Genomic DNA, 24568 nt, shown 5'->3' with positions numbered 1-24568 from the left:
GAAGGTAAGACGAAGGTAGAAAGAAAAAACGCGGCCATTCCCACTCCGTGGGAATCCACGCTTGGAAGTGAGAACGGCGAGCAAGATACTGCACGCCGCATCCACTTTCGACCTCCAGCGATTGCTTCCGATGACGCCCCCGATCGACGCCCCCGCCCACAACGACCGCGCCCTGTTCGTGCTGTCGGTGCTGGCGCAAAGCAAGGCGGCGATGACAGCGGCCGAGCTGGTGCAGGCCACCGGCCTGTCGCAGAGCACGCTGTACCGGCAGATCGCCACGCTGCGCCGCTGGGGCTTCGTGATGGAGTCCGATGGCCGCTACTCGCCGGGCCCGGTGAGCGTGCAGCTCGCCACCGGCTTCGACGGCAACTCCGACCTCGTGATGGCCGCGCGTGCCGACATGCGGGCGCTGGCCCAGCAGACGCACGAGAGCGTGGCGCTGGTCACGGCCGTGAACGAGCGCGTCGTGTGCCTGGAGATGATCGACAGCGAGCAGTCGCTGCGCTGCTCCTTCGACCGCGGCCGCAGCGTGCCCGCGCGTGACGGCGCCAGCGCCAAGTGCCTGCTGGCCCACATGCCGTTCGACCAGCGCGACGCCCTGCTCGACGGGCTCGGCGAAAGCCCCGAACGCCGCGCCGAACGCGCCGCCGAGCTCGACGCCATCCGCGAGGCCGGCCATGCCGTGACGCACGGCGAGGTCGATGCCGGCGTCTGGGGCGCGAGCGCGCCGGTGCTCGCCCCGGGACGGCACCTGCGCGGCGCGATCACGCTCATGGCGCCGCTCACGCGCGTCGAGGGCATGGAAGCTGCATTGCTCCACATGACCGTCGTCACGGCGGCGCGCATCTCGCGGGCGCTGCAGTAGCCGCGTCTCTCCTTTTCTTCCTCCTTCATCCTCACCACGAAAGCTCCTGCCATGAACACCCGCCGCTCTCTCGTCGCCGCCGCACTCTCCGGCCTTGCCATCCTCGGTTTCGCGGGTGCCGCGCATGCGCAGGGCGAGCCGCTGCGCGTGGCCACCGACGCCACTTTCCCGCCGATGGAGTTCGTGGAGAACGGCAAGCGCACCGGCTTCGACGTGGAGCTGGTCGAGGCCATCGGCCAGACACTGGGCCGCAAGATCGAGTGGATCGACATCGACTTCAAGGGCCTCGTGCCGGGCCTGATCTCGAAGCGCTTCGACATGGCCGTCTCGGCCATCTACATCACCGACGAGCGCAAGAAGGTCGTCGATTTCACCGCGCCGTACTACGCGGGCGGCCTCGTCGTGATGGTGAAGGACGGCAACACGGCGATCAAGGCGCCGGCCGACATCAACGGCAAGAAGGTCAGCGTGCAGGTGGGCACCAAGTCGGTGGCCTACACCAAGGAGAAATTCCCGCAGGTGCAGCTGATGGAAGTCGAGAAGAACCAGGAGATGTTCAACCTCGTCGACATCGGCCGCGCCGACGCCGCCGTGACCGGCAAGCCCGCCGCCTACCAGTACGTGCGCACGCGCGGCGGCCTCAAGGTGCTGCCCGAGCAGATCACCACCGAGGAATACGGCATGGCCATCCGCAAGGACACGCCCGAGCTCACCAAGGCCGTGAACGGCGCGATCGAAAAGCTCAAGGCCGACGGCACCTACGCAAAGATCGTGAGCAAGTGGTTCAGCGCGAGCGCCAAGTAAGCGAGCCATGGATTTCGATTTCTCGCCCGTCTGGCAGGGCTGGACCGACCTGCTGCGCGGCGCGCTCGTCACGGTGGAGATCACCGCGTGCGCGCTGGCGCTGGGCTGCGTGCTGGGCCTGCTGGTCGGCATCGGCCGGCTGAACCCGAAGCGGCGCTGGCTCTACGGCGCGTGCACCGCCTACGTGGCGGCCATCCGCGGCACGCCGCTGCTGGTGCAGCTGTTCATTTTGTTCTTCGGCCTGCCGCACTTCGGCATCCTGCTGCCGGCCTTCCTGTGCGGCGTGCTGGGGCTCGGTGTGTATTCGGGTGCGTACGTATCGGAGATCGTGCGCGGCGCGATCCAGTCGATCGACAAGGGCCAGACCATGGCGGCGCAGTCGCTGGGCATGACGCCCGGCACGGCGATGCGCGAGATCGTGCTGCCGCAGGCGGTCGTGCGCATGATCCCGCCGCTGGGCAACGAGTTCATCGCGCTCATCAAGAACTCGGCGCTGGTGTCGCTACTGACGATTCACGACGTGATGCACGAGGGGCAGAAGATCATCAGCGTGTCGTACCGCTCGCTCGAGGTGTACCTGGCCATCGCCGTTGTGTACTTCGTGCTCACGGGCACGATGACGCTGGTGCTGCGGCATTTCGAGCAGAAACTGCGGCAGGGCGGGTTGATGCGATGAGCGCGGGTTCCGTATTTGCATTTCTCCCTCCCCCTCTGGGGGAGGGCAGGGGTGGGGGCACGACGGCCTCGACCCAGTCATGGCGCTCGTTAGGCGCTGCCCCCATCCCAACCTTCCCCCAGCGGGGGAAGGAGCAAGAGAGGTGGGCATGAGCGGCGTACAGCATTTCTCCCGCAGCACACTCCCGGTCACCCCCTGGAAAAACGGCGGCGGCACCACGCAGGAGATCGCCAGCTGGCCGCAAGGCGCGGCGCTGGACGGCTTCGGCTGGCGCGTGAGCATCGCGACCATCGCCGCGGCCGGACCGTTCTCGGTGTTCGAGGGCATCGACCGCAGCATCATGCTGCTGGAGGGCGATGGCGTTCGCCTGTTCACGCACGACGGGCGCATCAGCCACTGGCTCGACGCACCGCATCGGCCCTTTGCCTTCAGCGGCGACGACGCGATCGACTGCACGCTGCTCGGCGGCGCATCGAACGACTTCAACGTGATGACGCGGCGCGGGCAGTGGCGTGCCGATGTGCAGGTGCTGGACCGCGCGTCGGCCGTCGATGCGGCGCCGCACGGCGTGCTGCTCGCCTTGCGCGGCGCCTGGCGCCTGAACGAAGAGGCCTGCCGCGAGGGCGAGGGCCTGTGCTGGACCGACGCGGCCCATGCATGGCGCGCGACACCCGAGAGCGACGGCGCGCGGCTGGTGGCGGTTCGAATCCTGCCGGCGTAACCCGCAGAAAGAAAGATGACGATGATGAAACCTGTCAGCGAATATCCCTCGGCCGACGGCCTCTGGACCGGCCTGCGCCTTGCGCCCGATGCCGCACCCGGCGTGGCGCTGGAAGACGGCGTCGAGGCCGCCATCGTGGTCATTCAGGGCGCGATCCGCTGGGCCGGCGCACGCGACGCGCTGCCGGCCGAATTTGCGACACTGCCCACCCACGACGGCGGCGGAGCGCTCGTCACGCCCGGCCTCGTCGATTGCCACACGCACCTCGTCTACGGCGGCCAGCGCGCCAACGAATTCGCGATGCGGCTCGCAGGCGCCACGTACGAAGAAGTGGCCAAGGCCGGCGGTGGCATCGTGTCGTCGGTGCGCGCCACGCGCGAGGCCGACGAGGACACGCTCTTCGCACAGGCCGCGCCGCGGCTCGAACAGCTGCTGGCCGATGGCGTCTGCGCCATCGAGATCAAGTCGGGCTACGGGCTGTCGCTGGAACACGAGCGCAAGCAGCTGCGCGTGGCACGGCGGCTGGGCGAAGCCTATGGCGTGACGGTGCGCACCACCTTCCTCGGCGCGCATGCGTTGCCGCCCGAATACGCGAACCGCAGCGGCGACTACATCGACCTCGTCTGCCGCGAGATGCTGCCGGCGCTCGCGGCCGAGGGGCTGGTCGATGCGGTCGACGTGTTCTGCGAGCGCATCGCCTTTTCGCTCGCGGAAACCGAGCAGGTCTTCCAGGCCGCGCAGGCGTTGGGCCTGCCGGTGAAGCTGCATGCCGAGCAGCTGTCGGACATGGGCGGCGCGGCATTGGCCGCGCGCTACGGTGCGCTGTCGTGCGACCACATCGAACACCTGTCGGCCGACGGCATCGAGGCGATGCGCCGGTCGGGCACCGTGGCCGTGCTGCTGCCCGGCGCCTACTACACCCTGCGCGACACGCACCTGCCGCCGATCGACGCGCTGCGCGCCGCCGGCGTGCCGATGGCCGTGTCCACCGACCACAACCCCGGCACCTCGCCGGCATTGAGCCTGCTGCTGATGGCGAACATGGCCTGCACGCTGTTTCGGCTGACGGTGCCCGAGGCACTGGCCGGCATCACGCGGCATGCGGCGCGTGCGCTGGGCCTGCAGGCCACGCACGGCGCGATCGCCGAAGGCATGCCCGCCAACTTCGTGTTGTGGAACGTGCGCGAGGCGGCCGAGCTGGCGTACTGGTTCGGGCAGCAACCCGTGCGCACCGTGGTGCGCCAAGGCCGCATCGCGGCAGGAGTCCAGGCATGACACAAACGCTTTTCGCAGCCGACGCGCTGCTGCCCGCAGGCTGGGCGAAGAACGTCCTGCTGGCATGGAACGACGCCGGCCGGCTCACGCAGGTGCAGGCCGGCGCGCAACGCCCCGCCGACGCGCAAACTGTCAAAGGCCCGCTGATCCCCGGCATGCCCAACCTGCATTCGCACGCCTTCCAGCGCGCCTTCGCGGGCCTGACCGAGCACCGCGCCGAGCAGCACGACAGCTTCTGGAGCTGGCGCACGCTGATGTACCGCTTTGCCGCACGCCTCGGCCCGCAGCACATGGAAGCCATCGCGACCTGGCTCTATGCCGAGATGCTCGAAGCCGGCTACACGAGCGTGTGCGAGTTCCAGTACGTGCACCACGACACCGACGGCCGCCCCTATGCCGACGACGCGACCCTGAGCCTTGCGCTGCTGCGTGCTGCGCGCAAGGCCGGCATCGGTTTCACGCTGCTGCCGGTGCTCTACCAGACCGGCGGCTTCGGCGACGTGCCGCCCACGGAAGGGCAGCGCCGCTTCATCAGGTCGACCGACTCGATGCTGCGCCTGCTCGACGCATTGAAGCCAGCGTGCGACGAACAGGGGGCTCGGCTCGGCATGGCGCCGCACTCGCTGCGCGCCGTGCCGCCCGAGGCGCTGCGCGATGCGATCGCGGGGCTCGAAGCCATCGACCGCACCGCCCCCATCCACATCCACATCGCCGAGCAGACGAAGGAAGTGGACGACTGCGTGGAGTGGAGCGGGTTGCGCCCGGTCGAGTGGCTGCTCGACCATGCACCGGTCGATGCGCGCTGGTGCCTTGTCCATGCAACGCACATGAACGCCGCCGAGTACGAGTACGCCGCCAAGAGCGGCGCGGTCGCGGGCCTCTGCCCGACGACCGAGGCCAATCTGGGCGACGGCATCTTCGACTTTCCCCAGTGGCGCAGCCATGGCGGCGCGTGGGGCGTGGGCTCCGACAGCCACGCCAGCGTCAACGCGGCCGAAGAACTGCTGATGCTCGAATACGGCCAGCGCCTGTCGCGGCGGCAGCGCAACGTCGGCGCGAGCGCGGTGCAGCCGCATGTCGCGACCGCGTTCACGCTCGAGGCGGTGCAGGGCGGGGCGCAAGCCTCGGGCCGTGCCGTCGGCGGGCTGGCCGTGGGGCAGCAGGCCGACTTCGTCGTGCTCGATGCCGCGCACCTCGCGCTGCAGGGCCTGTCGGCGCCCGACATGCTCTCGGCCCACGTTTTCGCGAGCCACCGCACCTCCGCCATCGACAGCGTCTGGGCCGCGGGCTGCGCGCGTGTGGCGGCGGGACGCCACACGCTGCATGACGACGCCGCGGCCGCCTTCGTGGCCGCGCGCACCCAACTTCTCAAGGACTGAATTCCCATGGCCTTCACGACCACCGAACCCGCCTTCCGCTTCCGCCAGGGCACACGCCCGCTGCTGATCTCGATGCCGCACGTCGGCACCTACGTGCCGCCCGCGCTCGCCGCCCGCTTCACCGACGAAGCGCGCCACGTGGCCGACACCGACTGGCACCTCGAACGGCTCTACGACTTCGCCGATGAACTGGGCGCCTCGGTGCTCGCGGCCACGCACTCGCGCTACGTGGTCGACCTGAACCGTCCGCCGGACGGCGCGAGCCTGTACCCGGGCCAGAGCGTCACCGGCCTGTGCCCCGTCGACACCTTCGACGACACGCCGGTCTACGCCAACCCTGCCGACGTGCCGGACGACGACGAAGTCGCCGCGCGCCGCGATGCGATCTGGGTGCCGTACCACCGGCAGCTGCGGGCCGAGCTCGACCGCCTGAAGGCCGCGCACGGCACCATCGCGCTGTGGGACGCGCACTCGATCCGCTCGGTGCTGCCGCGCTTCTTCGAGGGCAAGCTGCCCGACCTGAACCTCGGCACCGCCAACGGCGCGAGCTGTGACTCGGCGCTGGCCGAAACGCTGCTCGGCATCGCGAAATCGGCCACGGGCTACACCGGCGTGCTCAACGGCCGCTTCACGGGCGGCCACATCACGCGCCAGTACGGGAATCCGGCCGGCGGCGTGCACGCGGTGCAGCTGGAGATGACGCAGTCGAGCTACATGCAGGAGCAGTTGCCGTTCGACTACCTGCCCGAGGTGGCGGCGGGCGTGCAACCGCATGTGCGCAGGATGCTGGAGGCGGTGCTCGGTTTCGTCGAAGGCCGCCGCGGGTGAACGCACCGGACTTTCTCGCTGCGCCCGGCCAGGCACTCGATTTCCTTCACCCGCTCCATCCCGGCAAGGTATTCGACCTGTGAACACAACCGCCATCCACGCCCTCGCACGCCCCGAAGTGCCGCCGCTGCCGCCCTACAACGCGGGCCTGTCCTCGGACGCCGTGCGCGCGCGCTACGGCGCCACCGAGATCGCGCGGCTCGCGAGCAACGAGAACCCGTACGGCGCCAGCCCCGCTGTGGCGCGCGCCCTGGTCGATCTGGCCGCGCGTGCTGGCACCTACCCCGACGCCAACTGCACCGCGCTGCGCGCCGCGATCGCCGGGCGCACGGGTGCGCAGCCCGCGCAGGTGGTGATCGGCAACGGCTCCGAGGACATCCTCCAGATGCTGTGCCAGGCGCTGCTCTCGCCAGGCGACCGCGTGCTCACGCAGCGCCCCGCCTTCGGGCTGCACGAGATCTACCCGCGCATGATGGGCGCACAGGTCGAGCTGCTGGCGCTCACGCCGGCGCTCGGCTTCGACCTCGATGCCTGGTGCGCGGCGCTGGCGCGCGGACCCAAGATGGTGATGCTGGCCAATCCCTCGAACCCGGTCGGCTGCATGTTCGATGCCGGCGACTTCGCGCGCCTGCTCGCGGCGGTGCCGGCGGGCACGCTGCTGGTGGTGGACGAGGCGTACCACGAGTACGCGCGGCTGGCGCCCGGCTATCCCGACGTGCTTTCGATGCTGCGCGCGTGGGAGGGGGCCGACGCAGCCGCAGGCCGTCCGTGGATCGTGCTGCGCACCTTCTCGAAGGCATGGGCGCTCGCGGGCCTGCGGGTGGGCTACGGCATCGCTTCCGACGAGGCGCTGGTGCAGCTGCTCGACCGGGTGCGCACGCCCTTCAACGTCAACCTCGCGGCACAGGCCGCGGCGCTGGCGGCCTGGGGCGACGAGCCTCACATGGCGCGGGCGGTGGAGCGCACCGTGCGGCAGCGCGAGGTGCTGGCGGCGCAGCTTCGCACGCTCGCGCAGTCGGTCCTTCCGGGCCTGCGCATCGCGCCCTCGGCGGCCAACTTCCTGTTCGTCGACCTCGCACGGCCGAACGGGCCGGTCAACGAGGCGCTGCTGGCGCGCGGGATCATCGTCAAGCCCTGGAAGGAGCCGGGCTTCGAGACCTTCATCCGGGTGTCGGTGGGCACCGACGAGGAGAACGCGCGCTTCGTGCAGGCGCTGACTGAGATTGCGGGCGGGTCGGACTAGAGCCCCTGCGGCCGGGCCCGCCAAGACCCGCCCGGGAGCCGGGCCAGGCCGGGGTTTTTACAATCGCGGGAATGACGAAGCCCCTCACCTACACCCGCGGCCAGGCACTGCCCGGCATCCTCGCGCAACGCATCGCGATCCTCGACGGCGCGATGGGCACGATGATCCAGCGCTTCAAGCTCACCGAGGCGCAGTACCGCGGGGAGCGCTTCAAGGACTTCGAGCGCGACGTGAAGGGCAACAACGAGCTGCTCTCGCTCACGCGGCCCGACGTGATCCGCGACATCCACGAGGGCTACCTCGCGGCCGGCGCCGACCTGATCGAGACCAACACCTTCGGTGCGACCACCATCGCGCAGGAGGACTACAAGATGGCTCACCTCGCGCGCGAGATGAACCTCGAATCCGCCAGGCTGGCGCGCGCGGCCTGCGACAAGTTCAGCACGCCGGACAAGCCGCGCTTCGTGGCCGGCGCCCTCGGCCCGACCCCCAAGACGGCGAGCATCAGCCCCGACGTGAACGACCCGGGCGCGCGCAACGTCGATTTCGAAGCACTGCGCGCGGCCTACTACGAGCAGACCGAAGCGCTGGTCGAGGGCGGCGCCGACGTGATCCTGGTCGAGACCATCTTCGACACGCTCAACGCCAAGGCCGCGCTGTTCGCGGTCGACGAGTATTTCGACAACAGCGGCCAGCGCCTGCCGCTGATCATCAGCGGCACGGTGACCGATGCCTCCGGCCGCATCCTCAGCGGGCAGACCGTCACCGCCTTCTGGCACAGCGTGCGCCACGCGCAGCCGCTGGCCATCGGCCTGAACTGCGCGCTGGGCGCGGCGCTGATGCGGCCCTACATCCAGGAACTGTCGAAGGTGGCGGGCGACACCTTCATCAGCTGCTATCCGAACGCGGGCCTGCCCAATCCGATGAGTGAAACCGGCTTCGACGAGACGCCCGACGTCACCTCGCGCCTGCTGCACGAGTTCGCGGCCGAAGGGCTGGTGAACATCGTGGGCGGCTGCTGCGGCACCACGCCGGACCACATCGCGGCCATCGGCAAGGCGGTTGCGCCGGTCGCGGGCCGCGCACTGGGCAGCCACAACGCGGGTTTCTACCGCGAGGCTGCCTGAATCGCGCCTCCGGCCGATTGACAGGCGCTCCTGCCCCGGCCTAGGCTGGCTGGCACAAGAACAGGAGCCCGCCATGAACACACTCGCCCCACGACGCTGGATCGGCATCGGCGCGCTTGCCCTGATCCTGCCGCTTGCGGCCGCGGCGCAGCAGGCCTTCACCCGCGGCACGGTCAACCTGCGCGCCGGCCCCTCGGGCGACTATCCGCTGGTGGCGCGGCTCGGGCCCGGCCAGCCGCTCGACGTGATCGGCTGCACCAGCGGCTATGGCTGGTGCGACGTGGTGCTGCCCGACGGCGGGCGCGGCTGGGTGTGGTCGCGCAGCCTCGACTACGCCTACCAGGAGCGGCGCGTGCCGCTGGCGACCTACGGCGCGGTGATCGGCGTGCCGATCATCAGCTTCGCGATCGGCAGCTACTGGGCCAGCTACTACCGCGACCGGCCGTGGTACGGCGAGCGGCGCTGGTGGGGCGGCCGCCCACCGCCACCCGTGGCGGGCTGGCGTCCGCCGCCGCCAGCCAGGCCGGCGTGGCAGCCGCGTCCCTGGCAGCCTGGCCCCGGGTTCCGGCCATCGGGCCCTGGATTCCGTCCGCCGCCGGACCCCGGCATCAGGCCGCCGCGGCCGCAGCCGAGCTTCCGTCCGGGGCCGGCGCCTGGCATGCCGCATTCGCATCCCGGGGGTGGCGGCGGACGACCGCACGGGGGTGGCGGTCATGGCGGGGGTGGCCATGGCGACGGGCACGGGGGTGGTCATGGCGGTGGCCATGGCGGCGGCCGCGGCCACGACCGCTGAAGAGGCCGGCAGCTAGTTTCCGCCGGTCTTGGGGCTGCACTCGCCGGGGGCTACCCGGTCTTTCCCTATCAGCGCCACGAAGCGCTGGGCTCCCAGCCCAAGTGGGCGCTCACGTGACCATACGACGTCCACCCACAGGTCCAGCCCGTTGCTGAGGTTCTCGAACGGAATCTCGACCAGCGCCCCGGCCGCCACGTGCGGCCGCGCGAAATTGCGTGGCAGCCAGCCCCAGCCCAGCCCGGCGGTGATCAGGCTCAGCGCGGCCAGCGCGTTGTCGGTGCGCCAGACGTGGCGCGCGAACACGAAGCGCGGATCGCTGTTGGCGAGGTCGCGGCCGGCCACGACGATCTGCCGGGTGTTCGTCAGGTGCTCCTCACGCAGCCGGCCGCCCGGCGCCGCGAGCAGCACCGGGTGGTCGGGCGCCATCACAGCCACCATCAGGTCGCTGCCGACTTCCTGGAAGCCTTCGCGGCCGTCGAGGCTCGGGCGCTCGAACACCAGCGCCAGCTGCGCGCGACCGCTGTGCAGCAGCGCCAATGCATCCGCTTGCGGGGCCGCCAGCACCTCCACCTGCAGCAGCGGGTGTTCGCGTGCCAGTTCGGCCAGCGGGCCGCTCCAGGGCGCGGCCAGCAGTTCGGGCGCGATGGCCAGCGTGAGCCGGTCTTCCAGCCCCTGGGTCAGCGCCAGCGCCTGCACCTGGAGCTGCCCGAGTTGTGCCGCCAGCAGCCGCGCCTGAGGCTCCAGCGAACGTGCCGCGGCCGTGGGCTGGGGCTCGCGGCCGCTGCGGTCGAACAGCGGCAGGGCGAGTTCGGCCTCGAGGTTGGCGATGGCCATGCTGACCGCCGATGGCACCTTGCGCAGCGCCCGCGCCGCGGCAGAGAAAGAACCGTGGTCGATCACGGCCAGGAAGACTTCGATGTTGTCGCTGGAGAAGGCCATGGCGCCCGATCTTTCAATAAAACTGAAACAAGTTAACTTTTTATATCAGCGGGTGACACATAAAGTCCAGACATCGCAGCCACGAACCAGGAGAAAAGCGTCATGCAGGGCATTCAGCGTCGCATCGTCTACATCACCCTTTACGAAGGCATCGCCATCGTCGCCGCCAGCGCCGGGCTGGCCTTGATGACGGACGCCGGCCTGGGCCATTCCGGCGTGCTGGCGGTGGCCGCCTCGGTCATCGCGGTGATCTGGAACCTGGTCTTCAACGCGCTCTTCGAGCGCTGGGAGTCGCGCCAGGCCGTGCGCGGGCGCAGCGTGCGCCGCCGCGTCGCCCATGCCATCGGCTTCGAGGGCGGGCTGATCGCCTTCCTGGTGCCGATGTTCGCCTGGGGCCTGGGCGTGTCGCTCTGGCAGGCGCTGGTGATGGACCTGGGGCTGGTGGTGTTTTTCCTGGTCTACACCTTCGTCTTCAACTGGGCTTTCGATCGCGTGTTCGGCCTGCCGGCTTCGGCCATGGGCGAGGCGCAACCCGCCTGAGCCGGCGGGCGGGAGCGGAAACGGGGGCTTTTACCTTGGCCGGTTGAATCGACCTAAAATGCGCCACTTCCCAAGGAGCGTTGCAGCGGTGGGCCTCGCAGGCCGGCCGTCAGGCTTGGGGCGACAACGACGCTCGCCTGTCCGACTCTTCCGCAGGTGAGGCCATGTCCCAGATTCCCGCTCCAGCTACCCCCGATTCCGCCCCCGTTGTTCCCCCGCCCATGAAGCTGTCCGGCCTCGAACCGGTCGCCATCGGAGCGGGCACGCTGTTCGTCAACATCGGCGAGCGCACCAACGTCACCGGCTCCAAGGCCTTCGCGCGGATGATCCTGAACGGCCAGTTCGAAGAAGCCCTGGCCGTGGCGCGCCAGCAGGTCGAGAACGGCGCGCAGGTGATCGACATCAACATGGACGAGGCCATGCTCGACAGCAAGGCGGCGATGGTGCGCTTCCTCAACCTCATCGCCAGCGAGCCCGACATCGCGCGCGTGCCGGTGATGGTCGACAGCTCGAAGTGGGAGGTCATCGAGGCCGGCCTGCGCTGCATCCAGGGCAAGGGCATCGTCAACTCCATCTCCATGAAGGAGGGGGTCGACAAGTTCAAGCACGAGGCCAAGCTCGTGAAGCGCTACGGCGCCGCCGCCGTGGTCATGGCCTTCGACGAGAAGGGCCAGGCCGACACCTACGAACGCAAGATCGAGATCTGCGAGCGCGCCTACCGCATCCTGGTGGACGAGGTGGGCTTCCCGCCCGAGGACATCATCTTCGACCCCAACATTTTCGCGATTGCCACCGGCATCGAGGAGCACGACAACTACGCGGTCGACTTCATCAACGCCGTGCGCTGGATCAAGCAGAACCTGCCGGGCGCCAAGGTCTCGGGCGGCGTGAGCAACGTGAGCTTCAGCTTCCGCGGCAACGACCCGGTGCGCGAGGCGATCCACACCGTGTTCCTGTACCACGCCATCCAGGCGGGCATGGACATGGGCATCGTCAACGCCGGCATGGTGGGCGTGTACGACGACCTCGAACCCGAGCTGCGCGAGCGCGTCGAGGACGTGGTGCTGAACCGCCGTCCCGACGCTGGCGAGCGCCTCGTCGAGGTGGCCGAGACCGCCAAGAGCGGTGCGAAAGACGACAGCAAGAAGCTCGAATGGCGCGGCACGCCAGAGAACCCGGTGCCGGTCAACCAGCGCCTGTCGCACGCGATGGTGCACGGCATCACCGACTTCATCGTGGAAGACACGGAAGAGGCCTACCAGCAGATCCTTGCCAAGGGCGGCCGCCCGCTGCACGTGATCGAAGGGCCGCTGATGGACGGCATGAACATCGTGGGCGACCTGTTCGGCCAGGGCAAGATGTTCCTGCCGCAGGTGGTGAAGTCCGCCCGCGTCATGAAGTCGGCCGTGGCCCACCTCATTCCCTACATCGAGGAAGAAAAGCGCCAGGACGAGGCCGCGGGCCGCGACGTGCGCACCAAGGGCAAGATCATCATCGCCACCGTGAAGGGCGACGTGCACGACATCGGCAAGAACATCGTGACCGTCGTGCTCCAGTGCAACAACTTCGAAGTGGTGAACATGGGCGTGATGGTCCCGTGCCACGAAATTCTTGCGAAGGCGAAGGTCGAGGGTGCGGACATCGTGGGCCTGTCGGGCCTGATCACGCCGAGCCTCGAAGAGATGCAGTACGTGGCCGGCGAGATGCAGAAGGACGACCACTTCCGCATCAAGAAGATTCCGCTTCTGATCGGCGGCGCCACCACCAGCCGCGTGCACACGGCCGTGAAGATCGCGCCGCACTACGAAGGCCCCGTGGTCTACGTGCCCGACGCCTCGCGCAGCGTGAGCGTGGCGCAGTCGCTCCTGAGCGATCAGGCCACCGCCTACATCGACGAGATCAACGCCGACTACGACAAGGTGCGCCAGCAGCACGCCAACAAGAAGCAGGTGCCCATGTGGCCGCTCGCGAAGGCACGCGCCAACAAGACGCCCGTCGATTTCGCGAACTACCTGCCGCCGGTGCCCAAGTTCATCGGCCGGCGCGTGTTCAAGAACTTCGACCTCACCGAGCTGGCCAAGTACATCGACTGGGGCCCGTTCTTCCAGACCTGGGACCTGGCCGGCCCGTTCCCCGCCATCCTGAAGGACGAGATCGTCGGCACCGAGGCCGTGCGCGTGTACGCCGACGGCCAGCGCATGCTCAAGCGCCTGATCGAAGGCCGCTGGCTCAGCGCCAGCGGCGTGGTCGGTTTCTGGCCCGCCAACACGGTGAACGACGACGACATCGAGCTCTACACCGACGAGACGCGCAGCGAAGTCGCGCTCACCTGGTACGGCATGCGCCAGCAGACCGAGAAGCAGGTGATCGACGGCGTGATGCGCCCGAGCCGCTGCCTCGCCGACTTCGTGGCGCCGAAGGACAGCGGCGTGAAGGACTACGTCGGCATGTTCGCCGTCACGGCCGGCCTGGGCGTCGAGAAAAAAGAGAAGTACTTCGTCGATGATCTCGACGACTACTCCGCCATCATGCTCAAGGCTTTGGCCGACCGATTGGCCGAGGCCTTCGCCGAGTCGCTGCACCACCGGGTGCGCACCGACCTCTGGGGCTACGCGAGCGACGAGAGCCTGAGCAACGACGACATGATCGCGGAGAAATACCGCGGCATCCGCCCCGCGCCCGGCTACCCGGCCTGCCCGGACCACAGCGTGAAGGGCCCGATGTTCGACCTTCTGGGTTGCGCGGACATTGGCATGACCCTGACGGAAAGCCTCGCTATGATGCCCGCCGCCAGCGTGAGTGGTTTCTACCTGAGTCACCCCGATTCGACGTACTTCAACGTCGGCAAGATCGGTCACGACCAGCTGCAGGACCAGGCCGCGCGGCGCAAGGAGAGCGAGTCCTATCTCGAGCGTCTGCTGGCGCCCAATCTTTGAACCTGCCGGCCGGCGCGGCCGCCCGGCGCCGGGAGTTGTTATTCAGAAGCTGATGTTTGCAGCCGCGCATTACGCGGCCTTGTCGATCTTCGTGATCGGCTGCTGGGGCTTCGGCCGCGCGCTGCTGGGCCGCCTGGCCCCGCCGCCGCGCCGCGATGCGGGGCTCGAAGCGGCCATGGCCGTCGCGCTCGGGGTCGGCCTGTACATCTGTGCCTTCCAGGCGCTGGCCATCTTCGGTGCTTTCAAGGCCGGCGCGACCGTGGCGCTCGTGGTGGCAGGCGTGGTGGCCGCTGCGCTCCAGCTTCCGTCGTGGCTGCGCGAGCGGCGCGCCTTGCGCGCGAACGAACCCGCCGCGCCGTGGACCTACGTCGAGCGCATCGCGCTGATTGCGCTGGCCCTGGTCGCGCTGCCCGCGCTGGTGGCGCCGCTCGTGCCGCCGATTGCCTTCGACGAACTGATGTACCACCTGCCGTACGCGCGCCAGGTCGCACAGCAGGGCTCGCTGGGCATCCACGACTGGCTGCGCTATCCCTGGTTCCCGTACAACTACAACCTGCTCTACGCCGCCGCGCTGCAGTTCGGCGACGACGTGCTGCCGCACTTCCTCAATGCGCTGGCGGGTGCGTTGTCGGTGGTGATGGTCTATCGCCTGGGCATCCTGCACGCCAACCGGCTCACCGCCTGCATCGGCGCGGCCATCTGGCTGGGGCTCGGCGATTACTCCAACGCGCTGATCGACATGGGCGTGGCGCTGTTCGTGCTGTCGGCCTGCGTGGCGCTGTGGTGGTGGCGCGAATCGGAGCCCGGCAAGTCCGTGCACGGCGGCATGCGCTGGCTCGGCGTGGCCGCGTTCTGCCTCGGCGTGGCCGCTGGCTCGAAGTACCAGGCGTTGATCTTCCTGCCGCTGGTGGCGGTGTTCGTCATCCGGCACGAGCGCCGGCCCCGGGCCTGGGCGCTGGTGTTCGCCTGCTTCCTGGTTCCGTGCGTGTACTGGTATGCGCGCAACGCCATCATGACGGGCGACCCGTTCAACCCCATCGGCGCGCGCGTGTTCGGCTTCACCGAGTGGACACCGGCCGACTACGTGCAGCAGGTGGCCGACGTGCGCGTGCACGCCGAGCTGCCCAACGCGCTGATCTGGTCCGTGTTCTTCGCGCCGTTCAGCGTGTGGTGGAAGCGTTCGGCGGCGGTGCGTGCAGCCGGCTGGTTCTGCCTGTATTCGGTGGCCGTCTGGGTCGTGACCTCGCGCTATCCGCGCTACCTGACGGCCTCGTTCCCGCTGCTGGCCGCGATCGCGGCGATCGGCTGGCAGGTGCTGTTCGGCTGGATCGTCTCGGGCGTTCGCCGCATGTTCGGCGCCAGGAACACGGCGCAGGACGCGCCGCCTGCTGCCGTCACGCGGCGCACGCCGGCCCGCGTAGGCGACTGGGTGGCCGTGCTGCTGCTGGCCGTGCTGGCCGCCGTCTCGGTGCGCCAGACCGCCGCCAAGGTCGCGATGGTTTCGATCACGCCCGAGGCTCGCGAGGCCGTGCTGCGCCGGCACGTGCCGGGCTACGCTGTGATGGACTACCTGCGCCGCAACGCCACCGGCCGCGTCTACCAGATCGCGCTGAACGAGGCGATCTACTACGGCCCCAACCCCATCTGGGGCGACACGCTCGGGCCGTGGCGCTACACCGACTTCGGGCGCCTGTCTGGCGGCGATCTCGCGCGCAAGCTCGGCGACATGGGCTTCACCGCGGTGGTCCTGCCGGACTCCGTGGTGCCCGTGTTCAGCGCGCGCATCGATTTCGACAAGTACTTCGCCGTGGAGTACGAGAAAGACGGCAGCCGGGTCTACCGTATCCTTCCCGCCGCACCATGACCGACACCGATTCCCTCGCCGTTCCAGGCAACACCGGCCTGCGCATTGCCGCGGTCATCCCCTGCTACAACGAGGCGCTGGCCATCGCCCAGGTGGTCGCGGGCTTTCGCGCCGCGCTGCCCGAGGCCGAGATCCACGTCTTCGACAACAACTCCAGCGACGACACGGCCGCCGTGGCGCGCGCGGCCGGCGCCATCGTCACGCACGTGGCCCTGCGCGGCAAGGGCAACGTGGTGCGGCGCATGTTCGCCGACGTCGAGGCCGACGTGTACGTGATGGTCGACGGCGATGCCACCTACGACGCCGGCGCCGCGCGCCGGCTCATCGACCGGCTGGTGAACGACAACCTCGACATGGTGGTCGGCAGCCGTGTGGACGACGGCCAGGACGCGCACACCTACCGCACCGGCCACCGCCTCGGCAACCGCATGCTCACGGGCGCCGTGGCGCAGCTGTTCGGAGGTGGCCTCAGTGACATGCTCTCGGGCTACCGCGTGTTCTCGCGGCGCTATGCCAAGTCGTTCCCGGCGCTGTCGCGGGGCTTCGAGACCGAGACCGAGCTCACCGTGCACGCGCTCGAACTGCGCATGCCCTATGCAGAGGAAGGCACCGCCTACAGCACGCGCCCCGAAGGCTCCGTCAGCAAGCTCTCGACCTACCGCGACGGCTGGCGCATCCTGAAGACCATCTGCAAGCTGTTCGTGAGCGAGCGGCCGCTGCAGTTCTTCTCGATCATCGGGGGGCTGCTCGTGCTGATGTCGATCGCACTGGTCCTGCCGCTCGTCATGACCTACATGCACACCGGCCTGGTGCCCCGGCTCCCCACGGCGGTGCTGGCCACGGGCGCGATGCTGGCGGCCATGCTGTCCTTCGTGTGCGGCGTCGTCATGCAGGCCATCACGCTGGGGCGGCGGGAGGCCAAGCGGCTGCGCTATCTCGCGATTCCGGGCGTGCGCGAGCAGGCGACCCGCGCTTCACGCACCTCGCGATGAAGATCGCACGCGAGTTCCTCTCGTTCGCCGCCGTCGGCGTGATCGGGCTCGTGGTCGACGTGGTCGTGCTGTACCTGCTGGCGCCGCTGCTGGGCTGGTATGCGGCGCGCGTGGTGTCGTTCCTTGCGGCGGCGACCACCACCTGGGCCTTCAACCGCCGCTACACCTTCGCGGCCAGCGCAGCGGCCGGCCGTTCCCTCTGGCGCGAATATCTGGGCTACCTGGCGACCATGGCCGCCGGCGCAGTGCTGAACTATGGCGCCTACGTGCTGACGCTGCACTGGGTCGACGGGCGCTGGGCCGCGGCCCTGGGCGTGGCGCTGGGCAGCCTCGCCGGCATGAGCGCCAACTTCCTGTCGGCGCGCTACCTGGTCTTTCGCTCGCACCGCGGCGGCTGAAGCCGCCGGCACGGCGCGCTCAGTGCGCGCCGGAAACGACGACCGGAATTTCGGTCGCGGGCGGCGTGTTGCGGCTGCGGCCGCAGCGCACGATGCCGTCGATCATCACCATGCCCACGCCCGGAATGTCGCCGAGCTGGACGCTTTCGAGCAGGCCCGGTGCGGGCGAATGCTGCGCGCGGTCCATGAACACGAAGTCGGCATCGCGGCCCACTTCGATCAGCCCGCAGTTGAGCTTGCGGATCTTCGCCGTGTTGCCGGTCGCGAAGCAGAACACCAGCTCGGCCGGGATGTTCGCGATGGACGACAGCATCGCCACCATGCGCAGGATGCCCAGCGGCTGCACGCCCGAGCCGGCCGGCCCGTCGGTGCCGAGGATCACGCGGTGCGGGCACTTCAGCTCCAGCGCCGCCCTGGCCGCCGCGATGGCCACCTTCTCGTTGCCGTTGTGCACGATCTCGATCGCGCGCGAGCTCTTCTCGCACAGCTCGCACACATGCGCCTCGGGCAGCGAGGTGTGGCCGCCGTTGATGTGGCCGATGATGTCGGCGTCGGCTTCGAGCACCACGTCCTTGTCGATCAGGCCCGAGCCCGGGATCGACGGGCCGCCCGTGTGGATCGTGCTCTGGATGCCGTACTTGCGCGCCCAGGCCACCATTTCCTTGGCCTCGTAGCCGGCCTTGACCGAGCCCAGTCCCACTTCGCCCAGCAGGCCCACGCCTGCCTCGGCGAGTTCCTTGAAGTCGCTCTCGACCATGCCCTTCTCGATGACGGGTGCACCGGCGAGCACCTTCACGCCGCCGGGGCGGAAGTTGTCGAAGGCGCGTTGCGCGGTGATGGCCAGCGCCTTCAGTCCGACGATGTCCTTGGGGCGGCCGGGCAGGTGCACTTCGCCGGCGGAAATCATCGTCGTCACGCCGCCGTGCATGGTCGAGTCGATCCAGCCGATCTGGCCCTGGCGCGGCGTCCAGTCGCCGAACACCGGATGCACGTGGCTGTCGATCAGGCCGGGTGCCACGCAGGTCTTGCGTGCGTCGATCACGGTCTGCGCGCCTTCGAGGTCGCAGTCTTTCTCTTTGCCGACCGCCACGATCAGGCCGTCGTTCACCACAATGGTGTCGGCGTCGAGGATGGGCTTGTCGATGTCGCCCGAGAGCAGCAGCCCTATGTTCTTGATGACGACCTTGCCCGACTTGCCGCCGGCTGCGATTTCTGCCATTTCGATGTGTCCTCGTGGGGTGATGTGTTGTCTTGCGGCTCGTCCGCGCGCACCGTGCGCAGCAGCGTCTCGATCACGAAGTCTTCCCAGTGCGCGACGGCCTCCGGCGACTCCATCGGCTCGCCGAGGAAGGCGGTGAGCGTGTGCCGGTTGGAGGTGTAGAAATAGCCGGTGGACGCTATCAGCAGGTAGATGTCGCGCGCCACCAGGTCCTTGCGGAACAGGCCCTGCGCCGCCCCACTGGCGAGGATCTCCGCAATGATCGCCACCGCCCGCGACGAATACTCGCGCGCGCGCAGCGACTTCGAGATGTGCCGCCCCTTGTGCAGGTTCTCGGTGTTCAGCAGCGTGACGAACTCGGGGTTCTTGCGGTAGTAGCCCAGCACGAAGCGGATCACTTCGGTGAACGCCTCCACCGGCCGCGAGGCGTCGAGCGCAATGGCGGCCTCGGCATCGTCCATGCGCTGGTAGATGCCCTCGAGCACCGCGATGAACAGGCCTTCCTTGCTGCCGAAGTAGTAGTAGATCATCCGGTCATACGACTTCGCGGCCTTGGAGATCTTCTCCACGCTGCCGCCGTCGTAGCCGTATCGGGCGAACACCTTGGTCGCCGATTTCAGGATGCTGTCGCGCGTGGCCTGCGCCGCGGCCTCGCGCACGCCGGTGCGGCGCTGGGGCTTGGCGGCGGTGCGGTTGTCGGCCATTGCGCGCGGCGCCCTGCTTATTTTTCGGCGAACGCGCGCTCTACGACGAAGTCGCCGGGCGTCGAGGTGTTGCCTTCCTTGAAGCCGCGCTTTTCGAGGATGTGCTTCAGGTCGACCAGCAGGCCGGGGCTGCCGCACAGCATGACGCGGTCTTCCTCGACGTTGAGCGGGGGCAGGCCGAGGTCGTCGGTGAGCTTGTTGCTCTCGATGAGGTCGGTGATGCGGCCTTGGTTGCGGAACTCCTCGCGCGTGACCGTCGGGTAGTAGAGCAGCTGCTTGGCAACCATCTCGCCCAGGAACTCGTGCTTGGGCAGGTGGTCGATCACGAGGTCGTGGTAGGCCAGCTCGTCGACCTGGCGCACGCCGTGCACCAGAATGACCTGCTCGAACTTCTCGTAGGTGTCGGGGTCGCGGATGATGCTCATGAACGGTGCCAGGCCGGTGCCGGTGCCGAACAGGTACAGGCGCTTGGCCGGCAGCGTGTAGTCGATCAGCAGCGTGCCGGTGGGCTTGCGGCCCACGATGACGGTGTCGCCCACCTGGATGTGCTGCAGCTTCGAGGTGAGCGGGCCTTCTTCCACCTTGATGCTCAGGAACTCGAGATGCTCCTCGTAGTTCGGGCTCACGATGCTGTAGGCGCGCAGCAGGGGCTTGTTGTTGACCTTCAGGCCGATCATTGTGAAATGACCGTTCGAGAAGCGCAGCGCCGGGTCGCGCGTGGTGGTGAAGGTGAACAGGCGGTCGGTCCAGTGGTGGACGCTCAGGACGCGTTCTTCGCTGAATGCACTCATACGGAACTCAAGAGTTGGTTGGAACAGTGGAAGGTGGCTGGGCCGGGATGCACGCCCTTGGGGCATGCGGCCGCCGGCCGGCTGCGAACCCTCCATTGTCGTTGGTCGGAAAAACCCCGACGGACAGCGCGAGAAAACACCATTGCAAGCATCGGGCCCGTTTGCTACATTGACTGCGAATGTAGTGAACGCAACATGAAAGTGTAGGGAATGCTACACAAACGGAAGTCGGTGCACAAGCGGGCTGACGGCACGTTTGTTGCAAACCCCGGCAGCCAGGATTTGCCCCCGCACATCACCGAAACGCCCACGAGATCGCCCCGATGACAGAACACACCAAGACAGATGGCCTCCCCGGCATGGACATGCCCGTGGTGGCCGAAGCCGGCGGCGGCGCCTTCGGCAAGGCGCCGCCGCGCAACGAGCGCATGAGCACTGCCAAGGTCGAGTGCAACGCCTGCCCGGTGCTGTGCCAGATCTCCGACGGCCGCACCGGCGCCTGCGACCGCTACGCCAATCGCGACGGCGTGCTGGTGCGCGTCGATCCGGTGGTGCTGCTGCGCCGGACGATCGAGAGCGAGGCGCCGGCGCTGGTGCCTTTTGATCGCCCGGGCGCCGAGCCCGCCACGGCGCAGGCCCCCGACTGGAACGGCGACCTGCTGCACGCCGACGAAGTCTTCGTCACCGGCGTGGGCTCGTCCACCACCTACCCCGACTACAAGCCCGCGCCCTTCATCGTGGCTTCCAAAGCCCAGGGCGTCGACATGGTCACCGTCGTCACCGAAGGCATCTTCAGCTACTGCAGCTTCAAGGTGAAGATCGACACCGACCGCTTCCTCGGCTCCGAGCAGGCCAACGTGCGCTACCGCGGCGAGGTCGTGGGCCACGTCACCACGGCCGAGTACGGCTCGCAGATGCTCTCGCTGGGCGGCGTGCACCACCTCACCGGCGGCAGCAAGAAAGAAGGCCGCATGACGGCCGAGCTGATGCAGCTGCTGGGCAACAAGAAGGCCGTGGAGTGCACCATCGACGGCGGCTCCACCCTTGTCATTCAGGCCGGTAGGGCGCCCATCGTCAACGGCGTGGAAGAGCAGCGCATGCGCGTGGGCTGCGGCTCGGCGGCGGTCGGCATCTTCGCGCGCCAGTTCGCGGGCGTGGCCGACGAGGTGGTGGTGGTCGACGACCACATCACCGGCGTGCTCACCGAGCACCAGGCCGGCCGCTGCCTCGACATGGCGCCCTCGGGCATCCAGATGCTGGGGCGCAAGTCGACGCCGGGGCGCTACTTCCAGGTGGCGAATCCGGGCAACGGCTGGGGCGGCACCGACATCGCCGATCCGCTGGCGATCATCGAGGGCTGGGAAGAGGGCGTGGCGCGGCCCGGCCTGCGCCTGCTGATGACCTCGACCACCGGCGAGCACGCGCAGTGGTACGTGCTCGACGATGCGCTCAAGCCCGTCGAACAGCCGATGCCGCCCGAAGTGAAGCGCATCGTCGATCGCATCGGCGAGAACTGCGAGCCTTCGCTGTGCACCGTGCTGTTCCTCGGCGGCGCCGGTGGCAGCCTGCGCGCGGGCGTCACCGAAAACCCGGTGCTGCTCACGCGGGCCATCAAGCGCGCGCTGGTCAACGTCACCTGCGGCGGCGCGCCGGCCTACGTGTGGCCCGGCGGCGGCATCACCGTGATGGCCGATGTCATGCGCATGCCCGACAACAGCTTCGGCACCGTGCCCACGCCGGCCATCGTCGCGCCCATCGAGTTCAGCATGCGGCGCGACGACTACGCCGCGCTCGGCGGCCACATGGAGCACATCTTTTCGCTCGAGCAGGCGCTCGCGCGCGGTGCATGGCAGGAAGACGGCGCACCGCTCGCACGCCAATGGCTCGCGATGGACGATGCCAACCCGTGGCCGCTCGGCCACGCACCCATGCTGGGTTGATAAATGCTCGCGTCGACGTGCGCCATGGCTGTGGCTCCTTCCCCCTCTGGGGGAAGGCTGGGATGGGGGCGGGCAGAGCGCCCGATGGATACGCCGCGTGCCCCCACCCCGACCCTCCCCCGGGAGGGGAGGGAGAAAGACGGGAGCGCGCAGCCATGAGCGCCCAACGCAGTGCCCTCGACAGCGGCCGCTGGCACTTCAACCACGGCCCGATCGACATCGTGGCCGAGGCGCACGGCGACCCCTACGCCGTGGCGGCCGCGCACGACGCTGCGTGGGCGCGCTTCGTCCATGTGCTCGACGAGCTCGTGCGCGAGCTGCCGCTGCTGCGCCTGCCCGTGAGCGACGACATGCGTCCGCGAGGCGTGGTCGCCAGGCGCATGTGGGACGCCTGCGCCGCGTTCTCGCCGATGTTCATCACGCCCATGGCGGCAGTCGCGGGCTCGGTCGCGCAGGAGCTGATCGCGTTCTACGACCGTCCCGGCATCGAGCGCGCGTGGATCAACAACGGCGGCGACATCGCACTGCACCTCGCGCCCGGCCAGTCGGCGCGCGTGGGTGTGTTCGCCGACCTCGCGCGCTTCGACTGGCGCGACCACGGCGGCGCCCTCACCACAGACGGCCAGTTCGAACTGCACGCGGACCAGCCCGTGCGCGGCGTCGCCACCAGCGGCTGGCGCGGGCGCAGCTTTTCGCTGGGCATCGCCGACAGCGTGACGGTCCTGGCCGCCACCGCAGCGCAGGCCGACGCCGCCGCGACAGTGATCGCCAACGCCGTCGATGTCGACGACGACGCCATCGCGCGCCGCCCCGCGAACGAATGCAAGGACGACAGCGACCTCGGCGACATGCTCGTCACCGTCGACGTGCCGACGCTCGCACCGTCGCAGGTCAAAAGCGCACTCGATACGGGCGCGATCTGCGCCAAGGTCCTGCAAAAAGGGGGGCTCGCCTGGGCCGTTCTACTCGTTTGCCAGGGGCAGTTTCGACTTGTCGAGCCCTTATGCTCGAAGTCGCTGCAGACAGTGCTGCCGAAAGCAGTTGGTTCAGTATTTGCTTAACGAAAAGCAAGGTCCTTTTTCATGATCGATATACGCCGCGTCTTCACCCATGTCGAGCACATCCACCACGAGTTCGGACCGCGTGCCGACACCCCGTTGGTGCGCGGTGCCATCGGCGCGGTGCTGACCAATCCTTTCGCCGGCCGCTACGAGCCCGACATCCTTCCGATGATGGCGCTGCTCGACCCCGTGGGCGTCGACATGGCGCACAGGCTGCACGCCGCCATGGACGTGCCGCTTGAGCAGATCGCCACCTACGGCAAGGGCGCCATCGTCGGCGCCGATGGCGAGCTGGAGCACGGCGCACTGTGGCATGTGCCCGGCGGCTACGCGATGCGCGAACTGCTCGGCTGGAAGGGCAGCCGCGCGGCCTACACCGCGGGCAAGGCCGAAGAGAAAACCGGCCAGCCAGGCAATGCGCTGTCCATCGTGCCCTCGACCAAGAAGGTCGGGCCGCCCGGTGCCGCACTCGACGTGCCGCTGACCAACATCAACGCGAGCTACGTGCGCGGCCAGTTCGACGCCATCGAAGTGCGCGTGCCCGGCGCGCCTGCGGCCGACGAGATCGTCTTCATCCTCGCCATGAGCACCGGCTACCGCGTGCACGCCCGCGTCGGCGGCCTGCTTGCCAAAGACATCAGCAAATGGGACGGCCTGCGCTGAAGAAGGACTATGACCATGACCAAAACCTCGCAAACCAACCTGAGCCTCTTCGATTCAAGGACACCGCGGAACCGGCTTTGCCGGGCCGCAGGTGTTGCCCCCTGCAAGGGGGTTGGCGCAGCGACACGCAGTGCGCGCAGCCTGGGGGTGTGCCAATGACTACCGCCAACATCCGCAAGCTCGTCGTTCAGGTCGACGAAACCCGCAAGGAGATGGGCCAGGACGTCACGCCGCCCACGCGCCGCGCCGTCGCCATCGCCGTCATCGAGAACCCCTACGCGGGGCGCTACAGCGAGAACCTCGACGAACTCATCGCCATCGGCGAAGAACTCGGCGCGCTGCTGGGCCAGAAGGCCGTGAAGGCGCTCGGCATCGAGCCCGGCCAGGCGCAGAGCTACGGCAAGGCCGCCATCGTCGGCGAGCGCGGCGAGCTCGAACACGCTGCTGCCATCCTGCATCCCAAGCTCGGCGCGCCGCTGCGCGCGGCGGTCGAGAAGGGCGCGGCGCTCGTGCCTTCGGCCAAGAAGCTGGGCACGCTGGGCACTGCCATCGACGTGCCGCTCGGCCATAAGGACGCGGCCTTCGTTCGCAGCCACTTCGACGCCATCGAAGCCCGCGTGAGCGATGCGCCGCGTGCCAACGAGATCGTGGTGGCGGTCGCAGTCACCGGCAGCGGCCGTCCGCTGCCGCGCATTGGCGGCCTGCAGGTCAGCGAAATCAAGGGCGAAGACGGTCTGCGCTAACGCCGTCCCGCCCGCCCCGCATCCACTCACGCCGTTTTCTTCTCTTTCGATCCCAAGGAGTTTTCCT

General features: G+C 68.7%; 23 protein-coding genes and 1 riboswitch. Of the genes, 19 read left to right on the top strand and 4 right to left on the bottom strand.

Annotated elements, in window-relative coordinates:
- Nucleotides 1-130: 130 nt before the first annotated feature.
- From AC1DFC_RS25340 to AC1DFC_RS25295, 10 genes are all read left to right on the top strand, one after another.
- Nucleotides 131-865 (top strand): IclR family transcriptional regulator, encoded by a 735-nt coding sequence (locus tag AC1DFC_RS25340; RefSeq protein WP_478180217.1) that lies wholly within the window; start codon nt 131-133, stop codon nt 863-865.
- Nucleotides 866-916: 51 nt separating this feature from the next.
- A complete protein-coding gene (locus AC1DFC_RS25335; RefSeq protein ID WP_007831933.1) occupies nt 917-1669 on the top strand; it encodes a transporter substrate-binding domain-containing protein in 753 nt (250 codons plus the stop codon).
- Between the two features lie 7 nt (nt 1670-1676).
- Entirely contained in the window at nt 1677-2345 is a 669-nt protein-coding gene (locus tag AC1DFC_RS25330; RefSeq protein WP_413314877.1) for an amino acid ABC transporter permease, read from the top strand.
- Nucleotides 2346-2493: 148 nt separating this feature from the next.
- Nucleotides 2494-3066, top strand: a complete 573-nt coding sequence (locus AC1DFC_RS25325) for a HutD/Ves family protein (RefSeq protein WP_413336102.1) — start codon at nt 2494-2496, stop codon at nt 3064-3066.
- A gap of 24 nt (nt 3067-3090) precedes the next feature.
- Nucleotides 3091-4341, top strand: coding sequence for an imidazolonepropionase (hutI, locus tag AC1DFC_RS25320; RefSeq protein WP_413336112.1), 1251 nt, complete (start codon nt 3091-3093; stop codon nt 4339-4341).
- Nucleotides 4338-5720, top strand: a complete 1383-nt coding sequence (locus tag AC1DFC_RS25315) for a formimidoylglutamate deiminase (RefSeq protein ID WP_478180216.1) — start codon at nt 4338-4340, stop codon at nt 5718-5720. Before hutI ends, AC1DFC_RS25315 begins: the two co-directional genes overlap by 4 nt.
- 6 nt (nt 5721-5726) lie before the next feature.
- On the top strand, nt 5727-6548 hold the full coding sequence (gene hutG, locus AC1DFC_RS25310; protein WP_478180215.1) for an N-formylglutamate deformylase: 822 nt from the start codon (nt 5727-5729) through the stop codon (nt 6546-6548).
- A 79-nt stretch (nt 6549-6627) separates the two neighbouring features.
- The gene (locus tag AC1DFC_RS25305; RefSeq protein WP_478180214.1) at nt 6628-7791 is read left to right on the top strand and encodes a histidinol-phosphate transaminase; all 1164 of its coding nucleotides are present in this window, start codon (nt 6628-6630) and stop codon (nt 7789-7791) included.
- A 71-nt stretch (nt 7792-7862) separates the two neighbouring features.
- Complete coding sequence (locus AC1DFC_RS25300; RefSeq protein ID WP_007831925.1) at nt 7863-8918, top strand: homocysteine S-methyltransferase family protein; 1056 nt, start codon at nt 7863-7865, stop codon at nt 8916-8918.
- Nucleotides 8919-8991: 73 nt separating this feature from the next.
- A complete protein-coding gene (locus tag AC1DFC_RS25295) occupies nt 8992-9711 on the top strand; it encodes an SH3 domain-containing protein (RefSeq protein ID WP_007831923.1) in 720 nt (239 codons plus the stop codon).
- Between the two features lie 12 nt (nt 9712-9723).
- Here AC1DFC_RS25295 and AC1DFC_RS25290 read toward each other — a convergent pair whose 3' ends face one another.
- Entirely contained in the window at nt 9724-10650 is a 927-nt protein-coding gene (locus AC1DFC_RS25290) for a LysR family transcriptional regulator (RefSeq protein WP_007831915.1), read from the bottom strand.
- A gap of 102 nt (nt 10651-10752) precedes the next feature.
- On the opposite strand from AC1DFC_RS25290, the gene AC1DFC_RS25285 reads away from it, so the two are divergent.
- The 5 genes from AC1DFC_RS25285 to AC1DFC_RS25265 all read left to right on the top strand — a co-directional run bounded on the left by AC1DFC_RS25285 (nt 10753) and on the right by AC1DFC_RS25265 (nt 17380).
- Nucleotides 10753-11190 carry a PACE efflux transporter gene (locus tag AC1DFC_RS25285; protein ID WP_007831914.1) on the top strand — a complete coding sequence of 146 codons (438 nt, stop codon included), beginning with the start codon at nt 10753-10755 and terminating at the stop codon, nt 11188-11190.
- 66 nt (nt 11191-11256) lie between these two features.
- A riboswitch (S-adenosyl-L-homocysteine riboswitch) is annotated at nt 11257-11332 on the top strand.
- A 79-nt stretch (nt 11333-11411) separates the two neighbouring features.
- A complete protein-coding gene (gene metH / locus AC1DFC_RS25280) occupies nt 11412-14126 on the top strand; it encodes a methionine synthase (protein ID WP_478180213.1) in 2715 nt (904 codons plus the stop codon).
- A gap of 52 nt (nt 14127-14178) precedes the next feature.
- Nucleotides 14179-15990 carry an ArnT family glycosyltransferase gene (locus AC1DFC_RS25275; protein WP_007831904.1) on the top strand — a complete coding sequence of 604 codons (1812 nt, stop codon included), beginning with the start codon at nt 14179-14181 and terminating at the stop codon, nt 15988-15990.
- On the top strand, nt 15987-16982 hold the full coding sequence (locus AC1DFC_RS25270) for a glycosyltransferase family 2 protein (RefSeq protein WP_478180212.1): 996 nt from the start codon (nt 15987-15989) through the stop codon (nt 16980-16982). The genes AC1DFC_RS25275 and AC1DFC_RS25270 overlap by 4 nt, the downstream gene beginning before the upstream one ends.
- Nucleotides 16979-17380, top strand: coding sequence for a GtrA family protein (locus tag AC1DFC_RS25265; protein ID WP_007831902.1), 402 nt, complete (start codon nt 16979-16981; stop codon nt 17378-17380). The genes AC1DFC_RS25270 and AC1DFC_RS25265 overlap by 4 nt, the downstream gene beginning before the upstream one ends.
- A 19-nt stretch (nt 17381-17399) precedes the next feature.
- Here the strand turns inward: AC1DFC_RS25265 and AC1DFC_RS25260 are convergent, their stop codons facing one another.
- Genes AC1DFC_RS25260 through AC1DFC_RS25250 form a run of 3 tightly spaced genes read right to left on the bottom strand, consistent with a single transcriptional unit; the run spans nt 17400 to nt 20094 of the window.
- On the bottom strand, nt 17400-18599 hold the full coding sequence (locus AC1DFC_RS25260) for an amidohydrolase family protein (protein ID WP_007831894.1): 1200 nt from the start codon (nt 18597-18599) through the stop codon (nt 17400-17402).
- Entirely contained in the window at nt 18545-19303 is a 759-nt protein-coding gene (locus AC1DFC_RS25255) for a TetR/AcrR family transcriptional regulator (RefSeq protein WP_007831892.1), read from the bottom strand. The genes AC1DFC_RS25260 and AC1DFC_RS25255 overlap by 55 nt, the downstream gene beginning before the upstream one ends.
- Nucleotides 19304-19320: 17 nt before the next feature.
- A complete protein-coding gene (locus tag AC1DFC_RS25250) occupies nt 19321-20094 on the bottom strand; it encodes a ferredoxin--NADP reductase (RefSeq protein ID WP_007831891.1) in 774 nt (257 codons plus the stop codon).
- Nucleotides 20095-20417: 323 nt separating this feature from the next.
- On the opposite strand from AC1DFC_RS25250, the gene AC1DFC_RS25245 reads away from it, so the two are divergent.
- From AC1DFC_RS25245 to AC1DFC_RS25230, 4 genes are all read left to right on the top strand, one after another.
- Nucleotides 20418-22034, top strand: coding sequence for a 6-hydroxynicotinate reductase (locus AC1DFC_RS25245; protein WP_478180211.1), 1617 nt, complete (start codon nt 20418-20420; stop codon nt 22032-22034).
- Between the two features lie 155 nt (nt 22035-22189).
- Nucleotides 22190-23095, top strand: coding sequence for a UPF0280 family protein (locus AC1DFC_RS25240; RefSeq protein ID WP_007831885.1), 906 nt, complete (start codon nt 22190-22192; stop codon nt 23093-23095).
- A 21-nt stretch (nt 23096-23116) separates the two neighbouring features.
- Nucleotides 23117-23758 (top strand): amino acid synthesis family protein, encoded by a 642-nt coding sequence (locus AC1DFC_RS25235; protein WP_007831883.1) that lies wholly within the window; start codon nt 23117-23119, stop codon nt 23756-23758.
- Nucleotides 23759-23913: 155 nt separating this feature from the next.
- Entirely contained in the window at nt 23914-24501 is a 588-nt protein-coding gene (locus AC1DFC_RS25230; RefSeq protein ID WP_413336096.1) for an amino acid synthesis family protein, read from the top strand.
- The last annotated feature ends 67 nt before the right edge of the window (nt 24502-24568 follow it).

The sequence above is a fragment of the Variovorax sp. 10L421 genome, assembly GCF_056395365.1.
This window is presented reverse-complemented; position numbering and strand designations above follow the sequence as displayed.